This is a genomic window from Terrisporobacter vanillatitrophus, from assembly GCF_051148895.1.
GTDB classification, from domain to species: domain Bacteria; phylum Bacillota; class Clostridia; order Peptostreptococcales; family Peptostreptococcaceae; genus Terrisporobacter; species Terrisporobacter vanillatitrophus.
Map to the genome: position 1 here is coordinate 3,218,327 of NZ_CP154625.1, position 14,493 is coordinate 3,232,819.

Sequence of the window (14,493 nt, forward strand, 5' to 3'; positions counted from 1 at the left end):
TTTTATTAATTAACTATTTATTAAATCATTTACAACAACGGAAGCTATTATTAACCCACCAACAGAAGGTACAAATGAGGTACTTCCTGGGGTAACTTTTCGTCCATTCATTATCTTTTTCTTTAACACTTGTGGTTGTTCTTGAGAATAAACTACTTTAAGATTTTTTATTCTTCTATCTTTTAATTCTTTTCTCATAACTTTTGCTAATGGACAAGTGTGAGTTTTATGTATATCTGTAACTACAATTTTTGTTGGATCTAATTTATTACCCATTCCCATAGACGAAATTAGCTTTAATCCTTTTTTATTACATTCTTCAACTAATAAAATTTTAGATGTAACCATATCTATAGCGTCTATTACATAGTCATAATTTTCTACTAATATCTCATCAGTAGTTTCTTTATTATATTTTTTAGCAACAGTTCTTATATTTAAATCTGGATTAATATCTAGTAATCTTTCTTTCATAACATCTACTTTAAGCTTTCCTACTGTAGAGTGAAGAGCTGGTATCTGTCTATTTATGTTTGTAACATCTATATTGTCAAAATCAACTATAGTTATATTTCCAACACCTGCACGAACTAATGCCTCAGTAGCAAAACTTCCTACGCCACCAACTCCAAATACTATAACATTTGACTTTTCTAGTTTATCTATACCTTCATCTCCTACGATAAGGCTTGTTCTCATTGTAAAATCTTTCATTTTCACATTCTCCTTGGTTATCAAATAATACTATTATAAATTATTTTTAATAATTTTAAAAGAAAATTTGTATTATTAATTAATATATAACTTTCTATAAACACTTCTAATTATAATTTATTATGCCTTGTTTTTATATTTTGTATAAAACATTTTACTAAAAAAAACGAATTAACTATAAAATAGATAATTCGTTCTTTTTTAATTATTTATTTAAAGCTTCTAATCTAAGTACTTCTGCCTTGTCCGTTCTCTCCCATGCAACATTTAAATCATTTCTTCCAAAATGTCCATATGCCGCTGTGCTTTTAAATATAGGTTTTCTTAATTCTAAGTCTCTAATTATTGCACCTGGTCTTAAATCAAAATGTTTATTTATAAGCTCAACTAAGATCTCATTGCTAACTTTTCCAGTTCCAAAAGTATCTACAAATATTGATAATGGTCTAGCAACACCGATTGCATAAGCTAATTCTATTTCACACTTATCTGCTAATCCTGCTGCAACTATATTTTTCGCAACATATCTTGCAGCATAAGCAGCTGATCTATCAACTTTAGTTGCATCTTTTCCAGAGAATGCTCCTCCACCATGTCTTGAATATCCACCATAAGTATCTATTATTATTTTTCTTCCTGTAAGACCTGTATCTCCTTGTGGTCCACCTATAACAAATCTTCCAGTTGGATTTATATATATCTTAGTTTCTTCATCTAATAAATTAGCTGGTATAACTTCCTTTATTACTTTTTCAATTAAACCTTCTCTAATAACTTCATTTTCAACTTCTTCACTGTGTTGAGTAGATATAAGTATTGTATGCACTCTAACAGGAGTATTTCCTTCATATTCTACAGTTACTTGAGTTTTTCCATCAGGTCTTAAGAAGTCTAAAGTTCCATTTTTTCTAACTTCTGTTAATTTTCTTGATAGTTTATGAGCTAAAGATATAGGTAATGGCATTAATTCCTCTGTTTCATTACATGCAAAACCAAACATTATACCTTGGTCACCTGCTCCTATAGCTTCAATCTCATCTTCACTCTCTTCGCCTATCTTATTTTCTAGAGATTCATCTACTCCCATAGCTATATCTGATGATTGTTCATCTATAGCAGTTAATACACCACAAGTATCACAGTCAAATCCATATTTTGCTCTGTTGTATCCTATTTCTCTTATTGTCTCTCTTACAACTTTAGGTATGTCAACATATGCATTTGTGCTGATTTCTCCTGCTACTAATACAAGACCTGTTGTAACAGTAGTTTCACAAGCAACTCTTGATAGTGGGTCTTGCTTTAATAATTCATCTAAGATAGCATCTGATATTTGGTCACATATTTTATCTGGATGCCCTTCTGTAACTGATTCTGATGTAAATAAATGTCTTGTCATTTTTTTATCTCCTTATATTAACTTATCTTTTTCTATTTTTTCACGATTTTTCATTAGGTTGTCTGCTGCAACTAATGATAATTCTCTTAATATCTTACACGCTACAACAGTAGATACATTACTTCTATCATAATCCGGACTAAGTTCTACTATGTCACAACCTACTAAGTTTATATTAGAATTTTTTAGTATTTTAAATATTTGTTCAAATTTTCGATATGTTATTCCACCTGGTTCTGGTGTCCCTGTTCCAGGGAATATAGACGGATCTAATACATCTAAATCTATTGTTAAGTAAACATTTTTACCACCTAATGTAGATACTATCTTCCAAAAGGTATCTATTGTATGAGTTTCCATATAAGTATGCTTTTCTTTCAATGCAAAATCAAACTCTTCTTTAGTTCCTGATCTTATTCCAAATTGAAATATTCTACCATCACCTATAATATCCCAAACTCTTTTTATTACTGTTGCATGAGAATTTTTATTATTATTGTATTCTTCTCGCAAATCCGTATGAGCATCAAAATGAAGCACATATATATCATTATATTTTTCATGAACTGCTTTAAATGCAGGAAGAGTAACTAAATGCTCTCCTCCTATCATAAATGGAAATCTATCATCATTAAGTATTTCTTTAGTTTCTTCATAAATTTCATTTAACACTTTATCAGTGTCTCCCATACTTAATTCTAAATCCCCTATGTCGCATATATTAAAGTCTTGTAAATCTAGCTCTAATAATGGACTATATGTTTCAAGACCATAGAATTCATTTCTCATTGCACTACTTGCAAATCTAGTTCCAGGCCTATTTGAAGTAGTACCATCAAATCCAGCACCAAATACTACTACATCTGACTCCTCATAGTCACATTCCATTTCCATAAATTTTCCCATATTATAAAATCTATTACTTTTCATTTAACATGTCCTTTACATATTGAGGTAACATAAATGCTCCCACATGAATATCACTATTGTAGTATTTAGTTTTTAGATTTAAAGCTTCCCACTTTGATCTATTTTGATCTTTTATTGGATCATATTTTTTTGATGCAAATCCAAATAACCAATGTCCCGATGGATATGTTGGAATATGTGCTTGATAAACCTTAGCTATTGGGAATAAATTATTTATTTTGTCATAAGCTCTTTTCATTTCTTTTGCATTAAAATCAAAGTATGGACTTTCATTTTGATTTACAAGAATACCTTCGTCAGATAATACTCTGTAACAATCATTATAAAAATCAATAGAAAATAATCCTTCTCCAGGTCCTATTGGATCAGTTGAATCTACTATTATTAAATCATAAGTTTTATCTTTTGCATTTTTTACAAAAGCAACCCCATCTTCATAATATAAATTAACTCTTTCATCATCTAATTTACATGCACAAATATCTATAAACTCTCTTGATGCATCTACAACCATTTTATCTATTTCAACCATATCTATATTTTCAATTTGAGGATATCTAGTAAGTTCTCTTACTGTACCTCCATCTCCACCACCTATAACTAATACATTTTTTATATTCATATTAGTTGCCATAGGAGTATGAACTATCATATCATGATAAATAAATTCATCCTTGTAAGTCACCATCATTAGTCCATCTAGCGTCAAGAATTTTCCAAACTCTTTACTTTCAAAAACATCTACCCTTTGAAAGTCTGACTGACCACTAAAAAGTTGTTTATCAATTTTTATAGAAAAACGCACATTATCAGTCCACTCTTCTGTATACCAAAATTCCATCTTATTTATCCTCCTTTTTATTTTATATATATTATTTTTATAATTTTTTACTTGTATACTTATGTGTTTGTATTTTTTTATTTTTATGTCAATATATATTCGGATTTTATATTTTCATTTTGATTTAAGTGTTTATTTGTTATATTTCTTCCGGTTTATGAATAATTTTACCTAAATCTTTTTTTGCAAATTTTTGTATTTTACTTGTTAATCCTCTTGGTATTTCTGTAGATTCACTTCTTTCAGCTTCTAATAATTCTTCTAATAATTCAAAGCTTTTCCATGGGTCTATATCTCCACATGTAAAGAAATCTGCTGCTGCATACCCATACTCTGGCCATGTGTGTATTGTCAAGTGTGATTCAGCTATTATTACTGCACCTGATACACCCCATGGATTAAAATGATGGAAAACAGAATCAACTATTGTTGCTTTTGCATTTAATGCCGATTTATTCATAAACTCTTCTATAAGTTTTGGATTCGCTAAAATCTCTTCATTACAATTATAATATTCCACTAATATGTGACGACCTAATGTTTCAAATTTCATATTATTCACTTCCTTTATTTCATATTTATTTTATCACTAAAATTGTATTTAATTCTTTATCGCACATATCTGTTAAATGTGCATTACTAGTTTTAAGAATTTTTATATAATCTAGAATTTCTCTAGTTATTATTTCACCTGGCGATATTATAGGTATACCTGGTGGATATGCCATAATATTCTCTCCACATATTCTATCTATTGATTTTTCAATATCTACACTTTCTTTTTCACTGTAGTGTGCATCTCTCGGATTCATTTTTACAACAGGATTTATTTGCTTCATAGAAGAATATCTTTTAGAACTTTCATTATTATATTTTTTAGAGATTATTTCTAACGCATTTATAAGTCTATCCACATCATCTTTAGTAGTCCCTATAGATACAAGTGCCAGAACATTATACAAATCTCCCAATTCTAACTGTATATCAAAATTTTGATACATAATATCATACACTTTAAATCCTGTTATATTTAAACCTCTAACATTGATACATAATTTGGTTTCATCAAGGAAGTTTAATCCCTCTCTCTTAAAATTATCATGACCAATGACTTTTATTCCTGGTATTTTATTAAGTTTATGTTTAGCATATCTAGAAATATTTAAAGCTTTAGATAATTGCGCCATTCCATTGTTAACCAAATTATATCTAGCCCCATCTATACTTGACATTAGTAAGTAAGAAGCTGATGTAGATTGCAACATATTTAAAGTTCGACTAACCTTTTCTGCATCTATATTTTCTTCATTCATTAGTAGTGCAGATGCCTGAGTCAAAGCTCCTCCTGCTTTATGCATACTAACTGCTGCCATATCTGCTTGTAAACTCATTGCTGAAGGAGGCAAATCATCATGAAATGGAAAATGCGCTCCATGAGCTTCATCTACTAATACTAAGACTGAATGTTTTTTACATAGGTTGATTATTTTTTCTAAGTCACAACAAGCTCCATAGTATGTTGGATTTAATAAAAATATGGCTTTTATATCACTATTTCTTTCTAATTCGTTTTTAACACTTAGATAACTTACATTTAGACTTATACCTAACTCTTCATCAAATTCTGGTTGAATATATACAGGTTCTCCTCCACTAAGTATCAATGCATTAATAACTGATTTGTGTATATTCCTTGGTAGAAGTACTTTATCATTTGGATTGATTACACTTAAAATCATAGTTTGAATAGCCTGAGTTGTTCCATTTGTTACAAAAAAAGCTTTATCACACTCATAAGCTTGTGCTAATAAATCCTGTGCTTCTTTTATAATGCCATTTGGCTTAGATACATTATCCATATAAGGAGATGAATTTATATCCATATTCATAACACTATCTCCTAAAAAATCATTTAATACTTCGACTCCCTTATTTTTCACATGACCTGGGACGTCAAAACATGCTATATTTCTATTTGAATAATCTTTTAACCCCTGTAACAAAGGTATCTTTTCTTCACTTAATGTGACACTATATTTCTCAATAATCATATTTCCATCCCTCCTTCCAAAACAAATTTCATTAATCAATTGATTATTATTTCTAACTTTCTAATTTAGTTTTATTAAACTTACGAATCAAATTATATAAAGATTTTTATAAAATTGCAAGAACTTTTTTCATTTTATAAACCCTCTATTTTTCAATAAGCATGTAGACGCTCTATAAGTATGTTTATATTATTTTATTTAAAATTTAGTATAAGTAAACATCCCTACTTTGCATGCCACATTAAAAACCTTTTAATTATTCAATTTTTCCCACATATTCAGAAATATATTATTTAATATTTTTAATCATAAAATATACTATTACTAAACTTATATAAACTACTAATTTAAAAATTTTTAACATAAAAAATATAAAATAAACCAGACATTACATTTTTTTTTAAAAAGTTACTATATCATCAAATTTTAAACTTTCAAACATTTATTATATATAATGAAAATATTCACTCAAAACCTTATAATAATCTTTTGTATTAAGTATATTAACCAAACCTAGTATCTAAAAAAACCTTAAGATGATTGTCCACCTTAAGGTTTTTATCTATTGAACAATATATATATCTATTGTTCTTTTACCCCAGTTATTGCACTGAGATTCACTATTCATAAATATATCGATTTTATTACCTTTGATTCCTCCACCACAGTCTTCAGCTATAAAATACTTATCAAATTGAGGTATATATACCTTTGTTCCATATGGTATAACAGTGGGATCTACTGCTATAGTTCCCCATTTAGGAACTGTACCTGTAGCTGTTATAGTGTCTCCACTATAAGCTGTTGCCGACACTGCCATCTTCTTCCCTAAACTACTTTTTGTACTATTTGTCTTTTCACTAGTACTTTTAACCTTTTTCTTTTCTTTTATTCCCTTTTTAATTATTTTATCCTTAGCTTTTTCTATTGTATTTTCTTCTACTAATGTTTTACTTACTAATTTACCATTTTGGTATATAGCATCGTATATAAGCTCTTTTGTACCTTTTTTCCCTTTTTGCGATACCTCTATTTTACCTTTTAATAAAGAATTATCTTTTTTTATAACTGTATCATAAGGTATGTCTTCTGTTTCAGTAATAGTCTTTTTTTCAACCTGTTTAACTTCTATTTTCATTCCATTCTTTAAAGAAGCATCTAAATCTTCACTAATTATATGGTTTTCATCATAATTTATTTCATTTTCTTCTAGTACACCTTGTACATCTGGTTGAAATGAATTCACTTCAATTTCTTGTCCATAAACTATTAAAACAACCTCTTTATTAAAGGCAACATAATTTGCTGTTACAATCCCCATAGATAATAGTCCCGATAACATAATAGATTTTACTTTTCTATTTAGATAACTCAAACTATCTCCTCCTAAGTTTTATTTAACTTTAAATTATTTTCCAAAGTTATTTTGTAACTAAATTGTAAACTTTTTTTCATCACTTGTCAACTTGACAAAAAACACAAAGAGTGCTTATCTAGCTTTTTCAACTATTTAAACACTCTTTCATCAAAGTTCAACAATTAACAAAATTGTTACCTTTTATTTAAAATTATTTATATAATTCATATTTGTAATTTTTTATTCCATTAGCAAGACTATATATATTATTAAACCCATCTAGTAAAAGAACTTTACCTACTGTTACGCTTTGATTTCCATTAGCACAATATAGCAATATTCCTTCATTTGTAATACTTCTAATGTGTTCTAGGTTGTCGTTTATTTCACCTGTAGGAATATTAACTGCCTCTGGTAAATGTCCTGCTAAATAAAGTTCTTCTTCTCTTAAATCAATTATTAATTTAAACTCATTATTTTTTACCATTTCACTAATTTTTCTACTATTTAATATATTAACATTCATAATTAACACCTTACCTCCATATAAGATATTACTTTTTGAGATAAGGTGTTACAAAAAAACATATTATTTTATATATTTGGTATTTGCCAATCGATAGGATCCCTGCCTAACCTTATAAGTATGTCATTTATTTTAGAAAAATGTTTACAACCAAAGAATCCTCTATGGGCAGATAGTGGACTTGGATGAGGAGCTTCTAGAATATAGTGTCTATTACCGTCGATAAAAACTTTTTTCTTTCTAGCATTTCCTCCCCATAATACAAAAATTACAGGTTCTTCTCTTTCATTTAATTTTTTTATTATTTCGTCAGTAAATATTTCCCAGCCTTTATTTTGATGAGAATTCGCCTCTCCAGCCCTAACTGTAAGAGCTGTATTTAATAATAAAACTCCTTGATCTGACCAGGGAATTAAATAACCATTGTTAGGTATAAAACATCCCAAATCATCCTTCAATTCCTTGTACATATTTAACAAAGATGGTGGAGTCCTAACTCCTGGTTGTACAGAAAAGGCCAATCCATGAGCCTGATTTTCTCCATGATATGGATCTTGTCCTAAAATTAATACCTTTGTATCCTTATAAGATGTATGCTTTAATGCTTCGAATATGTTGTACATATTGGGATATATAATATTATTTTTATATTCTTCAATCAAAAACTCTCTCAATTTTATGTAGTAATCTTTTTTAAACTCTTCTTTTAAAAAATTGTCCCAATCATTTCCTAAGTTAACCATTTTATCCTCCAATTCTTAATTCGATATAACATCTTCTTCATTTTTGCCATTATTTTTGTTCTGTGTTGTTATTTTTATATGAACCTTATTTGGTAGACATACTATACTTTCACTTGGTTTAGTAATAAAACCAGTATGGACACATACTTTATCTGGACAAGATGCCTCTGAGATTTCAACTCCATGATCATGAATTTTAATTATATTATATCCTTCTTCACTTTTTATTTTGATTTCCTCTTCATCATCAATACTATAAGTTTTATATAACTTATTGTCCACATATATCTCTATATTGTCTCCACTTTTAGTATTTACAAAATAGTTAATGCCAAAAGTAGAGGCTATAACTATTAAAACCATAATTATTAATATAAAGTCTTTTCTTTTCAACCTTCTACCTCCTAATCATAAATATTATTTGCAGATATTTATGATATAATTATAAATATTAAATTAAATATAACATAAAAAATTGGAGGAATCATTATGAATAAGAAAAAACTCCCATCAATTTTAATTTTAGTTGTAGTTATAGTATTTTCCCTTTTTATGATAATTAAAAATAAAAAAGAAGATAAGTATTCAAATACCTACTATAATTTAGGAACTATAAATGAAATAACTTTATATGATATTACAAAAAAAGACGGGGATAGGATACTAAAAAAATGCGAAGCAATATTAAGAGATATAGACAATAAGATGAGTCGTCAAATAACTTCCAGCGAAATATCTAAAATAAATGACAATGCTGGAAAACATTATGTTAAAGTATCCGAAGACACTTATTACGTTATAAAAGAATCTATAAATTTTTCTAGTTTGTCTAACGATACATTTGATATTAGTGTAGGTCCTATTATTAATTTATGGGGAATAGGTACAGAAAATGCGAAAATACCTAGCGAAAAAGAAATTAAAAATAATCTAGCTTTAGTTAATTACAATGACATACTCTTGGATGATAATAATAAATCCGTAAAATTAGCAAAGAAAAATATGAAAATAGATTTGGGCGGTATTGCTAAGGGTTATGCCGCAGATAAAATATATGAATACTTAAAAGAAGAAAAATTAGAGAGTGCTTTAATTAACTTAGGTGGTAATATATATGTTCTTGGCAATAAAGAAAATAATCAGCCTTTTTCCATAGGAGTCCAAGACCCAACTAAACCTCGTGGTAATTCCATAGGAAATATTAAAGTTTCAAATAAATCTGTTGTTACTTCTGGAATTTATGAAAGATATTTTAAAAAAAATAATAAAATTTATCATCATATGCTAGATCCTCATACAGGATATCCTTTTTATAATAATTTAAGTAGCGTTACTATTGTTTCTGATAAATCAATTATTTGCGATGCATTATCTACCACAACATTTGGCTTAGGTGTTAAAGATGGTTTAAAATTGGTAGAAAGTTTAGATGGAGTTGATGCTATTTTTATTACAAATGATAAAAAAATATACTTAAGTAGCAATTTGAAAAATAAATTCAACTTAACTGATAATAGCTTTACTATTGTTAATAAATAATACTTTTTATAAAAAATTCTTCCTAGATTTAAGATTCCTAGGAAGAATTTTTTATTTAGTAAAATATTCTCATTCTACGCATATTAAGTCTTTTATTTCTTCGAATTTTTTATCTCCTATACCATTTACACTCTTAATCTCTTCAATGGATTTAAACTCACCATTCTCACTTCTATAGTTGATTATTTTATTAGCTGTAGCCTCTCCCACACCTGGCAAGGTATCAAGTTCTTCTATTGTGGCAATATTTATATTTATTTGAGACGTTTTAGCCGATTCATTCTGATTAGTATTATTATTCTTTGCAACCTGAGAAGTATTTTCTTTAACTACGTCTCCTGTTTTAGGAATTATATAATGCATTTCATCTTGTACTTTAATAGCCATATTTACACCGTTTAAATCAGCCTTTTTAGTCGTTCCTCCGACATTTTCTACAGCTGTTGCAAGTCTGTCTCCCTCATTCAAAGTTACTATTCCTGGTTTACTTACTTCACCACTAATGTATACAGTTATTTTTTTATTAGTAACATTTTCTTCTTTTTTTATTTCTTTTTCTTGTATAGTTTCTTGAGCTGGCTCTTTCTCCTCTGTTAAAACGTATATATCTTCTTTTGATTGAAACTTATCCTTAATAACCAATCCAATTGGACATATTAACAACATCAATATAAAAGCAATTATTTTCTTATTATTCACTATTTTTATCCCTCCTTAATTTAATTATTAACAAAAATATGATATACTAAAAGACGAGACTAAAATTGGGAGGTTACATATGAAAAAGTTTTTATCTTTTTTGCTAGTATTTCTTCTTTCTATAACAACTTTTTCAGGTCCAATTTCTGTATTTGCTGATAGCAAAGATGTATCTATTTCTTCACCTTACTCAGTAGTATTAGACTACGAAACAGGTATGGTGCTTTATGAAAAGAACGGAAATAAAAAAATATATCCAGCATCAACAACAAAGATATGGACTGCTTATTTAGTTATAAAAAATGTAAAAAATTTGGATGATTCTGTTGAGATTAGCAAAGATCCTAATGTGGATGGTTCAAGTATGTATTTACAAAAAGGGGAAATATTCACTGTTAGAGAATTATTACAGGGATTGCTAGTACATTCTTCAAATGATGTGGCAGAAGTATTAGCTGAATATGTATCTGGATCTAAGGAAGCTTTTGCAGACTTAATGAACAAAGAAGCAAAAGCTATAGGGGCAAAAAATACTCATTTTAATAATCCACACGGATTACCTGACAAAGAACATTATACAACTGCTTACGATATGGCTTTAATCGCAAGAGAAGCTATGAGTAATGACCTTATTAGGGAAATAGTTAGCACAAAATCACTAACCTTTGAAAAGCGCGATACCCCTACTAGTAGACGTTTTATAACGAGAACTTTCTTTAATACAAATAAGTTTTTAACTTCAACTGAAAAAATTGAATATAAAAGAAAGTTTGTAGATATAAAATACGATATAGTAGATGGAATAAAAACAGGTTATACTGATGACGCAGGAAGATGCTTATTATCAAGCGCCGTAAAAAATGATATGAGAGTCATATCAGCAGTCTTTAAAGATACTGGTACAGATGTATATGTAGATTCTAGAACTCTTATAGATTATGCCTTTGATAATTACTACACTCAAACAATAATTAACAAGGCTGATTATACTAAGAGCAAAAGAATTATATTTACCAAAGAAAAGGAATTACTTTACGAACCTGAATTCAACTATAAAATTGTTTTAGAAAAGGGAAGTAAAGCGTCTGAAAATTATAATGCCGAAGTCAATTTAGATTATGACTTGCCTATTAAAAAAGGTGATACAGTAGGTACTCTTGACGTATACAACGGCAAAACTTTAGAAAAGACTATAAATTTAGTAGCAAAAAATGATTTAAATAGTGTTTTTGGATTTATTACAGAAAATACTACTGTAAAATATCCAGTTAGACTTGCTTTAGCTTCAATTTCTTTATTTATTATATTTATAATGTCTAGAATCATAAAGAAAAGAAAAGCTAGAAGAAAAAAAATCAAATAACTTTAAGACAAAATAAAAAATAAGATGGATAATCCATCTTATTTTTTATTATTTCAGATTTTTCTTTATACCTTTATCTAATATATTCTCGTAATCAATAAAATCATATATATCTTTATCAAAAACTTGAGAAAAACTCTGTAGTTCATCTAAAGACAAATCTTCTATAGATTTATTATTATCTTCACAATAAATTACAATTCTTCCCACAATACCATGAGCATCTCTAAAAGGCACATTTTTATTTACTAAATAATCTGCCACCTCCGTAGCATTTAAAAATCCACTTTTGACAGCTTTTTTCATATTATCTTCTCTAATTTTTAATGTAGCTATCATTCTCTCCATTATTTGAAGACACATGGAAATAGTAATCACACTATCAAAAAAGCCTTCTTTATCTTCCTGCATATCTTTATTATAAGCTAGTGGCAATCCCTTCATAACTGTTAATAGAGAAATTAAATTACCATATACTCTTCCTGTTTTTCCTCTTATTAATTCCGCTCCGTCAGGATTTTTCTTTTGTGGCATTATAGAGCTACCTGTTGAATATAAATCATCTAACTCAATAAATTTAAATTCTTGAGAACTCCAAAGTATAAGTTCTTCACTAAGTCTACTTAAATGCATCATTATTATAGAAAAATCACTCATAAGCTCCAATAAATAATCCCTATCACTTACTCCATCCATAAAGTTATCTACAGGTTTTTTAAAACCTAGTATTTCACAAGTAATATTTCTATCAATATTATGAGTAGTTCCTGCCAAAGCTCCACACCCTAAAGGTGATTCGTCTAAAATTTCCAAAGCGTTATTTAGTCTTTTACTATCTCTGTCTAACATACTGTAGTAAGCCATAAGGTGATGTTTAAAAGTAACTACTTGAGCTCTTTGTAAATGAGTATATCCAGGCATAATAACTGGATTATTATCTGCTACTTCTTTAAGCGTATTTTTTAATTTTTCTACATGAGAAATAATTTCTTTACATTTTTCCTTTGCAAATAATCTCATATCTATAGCCACCTGATCATTTCTACTTCTTCCAGTATGAAGTTTTTTGCCAACGTCTCCAACTCGTTCTATTAAATTGATTTCTACAAAACTATGAATATCTTCGTAATTCCCACTAAGTGATAACTTACCTTCTTCTATGTCTTTCTCTATAGATTTTAAACCTTCTATTATTATTTTTCCTTCTTCTTCACTTAACAAATTAACTTTTACTTGCATATAAACATGAGCTAAACTTCCCTCAATATCTTTTTTATATAAAAGCGAATCAAAACCAAAGGACTTATTAAACTCCTCCATTAACTTGTTTTCTTCACTTCTAAAACGACCTCCCCAAAGCTTCATCTATTTTTCCTCCTTTAGTACATAAACTGTCCTATTAATTTACATTTCTTATAATAATATCATAAGTATTAACTAAATACTAATAACTTTTTGTAAAATTAAATTATTAATAGCCTTTGCTACTCCACTGTTTCCATTTTTATCTGTTATATGATTAGCAATATTTTTTACATCTTCTTCTGCATTTCCCATTGCCACACCAGTACCTGCAAATTCAATCATAGATAAATCATTGTAGTTATCTCCAAAAGCTATAATTTGTTCTCTATCTATTTCTAACAAATTAGATAGGTACTCTACAGCATTTCCTTTATGACTTCCTTCACTCATCATTTCTAGGTTACCTTTCCAAGAAGATGTAATTTCTATATTGTTCACAAATTGTAAATCAGCTCTAACTTTATCTAGTATGTCTTGTTTTTTTATTTCCATAACATTAAACTTTAACACATTGCTATTTTTAACATCTTCTCTTAAATCTTTTTTAAATACAATTTCAGCCTTATCAGAGAAATTTTTTTCAATAAATTCTTTCATAAATCTCTTTTCTTCTTCAGTTTCATATTTTTGAAGTATTTTTTTATCTGTATAAACTTGATATCTAAGATTATATTCATCTATAATATCCATTATTTTTAAACATATACCTTTATCTATAAAATTAGAATATAAAACTTCATTTGTTATTGGATGTTTAATTATAGATCCATTAGAAGATATTATTGGCATTATATTATCTAAAAAATTCACATGTTCTTTAGCTGAATCATGAAATCTCCCTGTAGCAAAGACTACTTTAATACCTTTTTTTTCTGCTTCTTTTAATGCAATCTTATTTTCCTCTGTAATTTTATGATCTTCACCTAAAACAGTTCCATCCATATCTGTTACTATTAATTTATAATTTTTCATACTCACTCTACCTCTTTTTATTATTTAGTCACTTTATATTTTATCATATAAATA

Annotated in this window: 15 protein-coding genes and 1 pseudogene; 2 read left to right on the forward strand and 14 right to left on the reverse strand. The window is 28.0% G+C overall.

All coding sequences use genetic code 11. The features are described from left to right. Positions 1 to 9: 9 nt before the first annotated feature. The 11 genes and pseudogenes from TVTCOM_RS15875 to TVTCOM_RS15925 form a co-directional block, all read right to left on the reverse strand. The gene (locus TVTCOM_RS15875; protein ID WP_434797237.1) at positions 10 to 714 is read right to left on the reverse strand and encodes a tRNA threonylcarbamoyladenosine dehydratase; all 705 of its coding nucleotides are present in this window, start codon (positions 712 to 714) and stop codon (positions 10 to 12) included. Positions 715 to 919: 205 nt separating this feature from the next. Beyond that, complete coding sequence (gene metK, locus TVTCOM_RS15880) at positions 920 to 2,113, reverse strand: methionine adenosyltransferase (protein ID WP_434797238.1); 1,194 nt, start codon at positions 2,111 to 2,113, stop codon at positions 920 to 922. A gap of 12 nt (positions 2,114 to 2,125) precedes the next feature. Continuing rightward, positions 2,126 to 3,043 (reverse strand): agmatinase, encoded by a 918-nt coding sequence (speB, locus tag TVTCOM_RS15885; RefSeq protein ID WP_434797239.1) that lies wholly within the window; start codon positions 3,041 to 3,043, stop codon positions 2,126 to 2,128. Beyond that, positions 3,033 to 3,884 carry a polyamine aminopropyltransferase gene (gene speE, locus TVTCOM_RS15890; RefSeq protein WP_434797240.1) on the reverse strand — a complete coding sequence of 284 codons (852 nt, stop codon included), beginning with the start codon at positions 3,882 to 3,884 and terminating at the stop codon, positions 3,033 to 3,035. Before speE ends, speB begins: the two co-directional genes overlap by 11 nt. 139 nt (positions 3,885 to 4,023) lie before the next feature. Next, entirely contained in the window at positions 4,024 to 4,437 is a 414-nt protein-coding gene (speD, locus tag TVTCOM_RS15895; RefSeq protein ID WP_434797241.1) for an adenosylmethionine decarboxylase, read from the reverse strand. A 25-nt stretch (positions 4,438 to 4,462) separates the two neighbouring features. After that, entirely contained in the window at positions 4,463 to 5,935 is a 1,473-nt protein-coding gene (locus TVTCOM_RS15900) for an aminotransferase class I/II-fold pyridoxal phosphate-dependent enzyme (RefSeq protein WP_434797242.1), read from the reverse strand. A 374-nt stretch (positions 5,936 to 6,309) separates the two neighbouring features. Continuing rightward, a pseudogene (locus TVTCOM_RS15905) lies at positions 6,310 to 6,455 on the reverse strand (ISH6 family transposase); the annotation flags it as partial. Between the two features lie 42 nt (positions 6,456 to 6,497). Next, complete coding sequence (locus TVTCOM_RS15910; protein WP_434797243.1) at positions 6,498 to 7,310, reverse strand: 3D domain-containing protein; 813 nt, start codon at positions 7,308 to 7,310, stop codon at positions 6,498 to 6,500. A gap of 193 nt (positions 7,311 to 7,503) precedes the next feature. Beyond that, positions 7,504 to 7,818: a rhodanese-like domain-containing protein gene (locus TVTCOM_RS15915; RefSeq protein WP_434797244.1), complete on the reverse strand. Its 315-nt coding sequence runs from the start codon at positions 7,816 to 7,818 to the stop codon at positions 7,504 to 7,506. Positions 7,819 to 7,886: 68 nt separating this feature from the next. Next, positions 7,887 to 8,561 (reverse strand): uracil-DNA glycosylase, encoded by a 675-nt coding sequence (locus TVTCOM_RS15920; RefSeq protein ID WP_434797245.1) that lies wholly within the window; start codon positions 8,559 to 8,561, stop codon positions 7,887 to 7,889. Positions 8,562 to 8,576: 15 nt separating this feature from the next. Further along, a complete protein-coding gene (locus TVTCOM_RS15925) occupies positions 8,577 to 8,954 on the reverse strand; it encodes a NusG domain II-containing protein (RefSeq protein WP_434797246.1) in 378 nt (125 codons plus the stop codon). 96 nt (positions 8,955 to 9,050) lie between these two features. Here TVTCOM_RS15925 and TVTCOM_RS15930 point away from each other — a divergent pair, with 96 nt between their 5' ends. Continuing rightward, a complete protein-coding gene (locus TVTCOM_RS15930; protein WP_434797247.1) occupies positions 9,051 to 10,100 on the forward strand; it encodes an FAD:protein FMN transferase in 1,050 nt (349 codons plus the stop codon). A 69-nt stretch (positions 10,101 to 10,169) separates the two neighbouring features. On the opposite strand, the gene TVTCOM_RS15935 is transcribed toward TVTCOM_RS15930, so the two are convergent. Then, positions 10,170 to 10,799 (reverse strand): helix-hairpin-helix domain-containing protein, encoded by a 630-nt coding sequence (locus TVTCOM_RS15935; RefSeq protein WP_434797248.1) that lies wholly within the window; start codon positions 10,797 to 10,799, stop codon positions 10,170 to 10,172. A gap of 79 nt (positions 10,800 to 10,878) precedes the next feature. Between TVTCOM_RS15935 and TVTCOM_RS15940 the strand changes: the two genes are divergently transcribed. After that, the gene (locus TVTCOM_RS15940) at positions 10,879 to 12,162 is read left to right on the forward strand and encodes a D-alanyl-D-alanine carboxypeptidase family protein (RefSeq protein WP_434797249.1); all 1,284 of its coding nucleotides are present in this window, start codon (positions 10,879 to 10,881) and stop codon (positions 12,160 to 12,162) included. 48 nt (positions 12,163 to 12,210) lie between these two features. On the opposite strand, the gene argH is transcribed toward TVTCOM_RS15940, so the two are convergent. Then, entirely contained in the window at positions 12,211 to 13,527 is a 1,317-nt protein-coding gene (gene argH / locus TVTCOM_RS15945) for an argininosuccinate lyase (RefSeq protein WP_434797250.1), read from the reverse strand. Positions 13,528 to 13,599: 72 nt separating this feature from the next. Continuing rightward, a complete protein-coding gene (locus tag TVTCOM_RS15950; RefSeq protein ID WP_434797251.1) occupies positions 13,600 to 14,439 on the reverse strand; it encodes an HAD family hydrolase in 840 nt (279 codons plus the stop codon). Between the last annotated feature and the right edge of the window lie 54 nt (positions 14,440 to 14,493).

Bases quoted from the DNA above. Each gene is read 5' to 3' on its own strand.
- TVTCOM_RS15875 (WP_434797237.1), bottom strand. From the start codon at position 714: ATGAAAGATTTTACAATGAGAACAAGCCTTATCGTAGGAGATGAAGGT.
- metK (WP_434797238.1), bottom strand. From the start codon at position 2,113: ATGACAAGACATTTATTTACATCAGAATCAGTTACAGAAGGGCATCCA.
- speB (WP_434797239.1), bottom strand. From the start codon at position 3,043: ATGAAAAGTAATAGATTTTATAATATGGGAAAATTTATGGAAATGGAA.
- speE (WP_434797240.1), bottom strand. From the start codon at position 3,884: ATGGAATTTTGGTATACAGAAGAGTGGACTGATAATGTGCGTTTTTCT.
- speD (WP_434797241.1), bottom strand. From the start codon at position 4,437: ATGAAATTTGAAACATTAGGTCGTCACATATTAGTGGAATATTATAAT.
- TVTCOM_RS15900 (WP_434797242.1), bottom strand. From the start codon at position 5,935: ATGATTATTGAGAAATATAGTGTCACATTAAGTGAAGAAAAGATACCT.
- TVTCOM_RS15915 (WP_434797244.1), bottom strand. From the start codon at position 7,818: ATGAATGTTAATATATTAAATAGTAGAAAAATTAGTGAAATGGTAAAA.
- TVTCOM_RS15920 (WP_434797245.1), bottom strand. From the start codon at position 8,561: ATGGTTAACTTAGGAAATGATTGGGACAATTTTTTAAAAGAAGAGTTT.
- TVTCOM_RS15930 (WP_434797247.1), top strand. From the start codon at position 9,051: ATGAATAAGAAAAAACTCCCATCAATTTTAATTTTAGTTGTAGTTATA.
- TVTCOM_RS15940 (WP_434797249.1), top strand. From the start codon at position 10,879: ATGAAAAAGTTTTTATCTTTTTTGCTAGTATTTCTTCTTTCTATAACA.
- argH (WP_434797250.1), bottom strand. From the start codon at position 13,527: ATGAAGCTTTGGGGAGGTCGTTTTAGAAGTGAAGAAAACAAGTTAATG.
- TVTCOM_RS15950 (WP_434797251.1), bottom strand. From the start codon at position 14,439: ATGAAAAATTATAAATTAATAGTAACAGATATGGATGGAACTGTTTTA.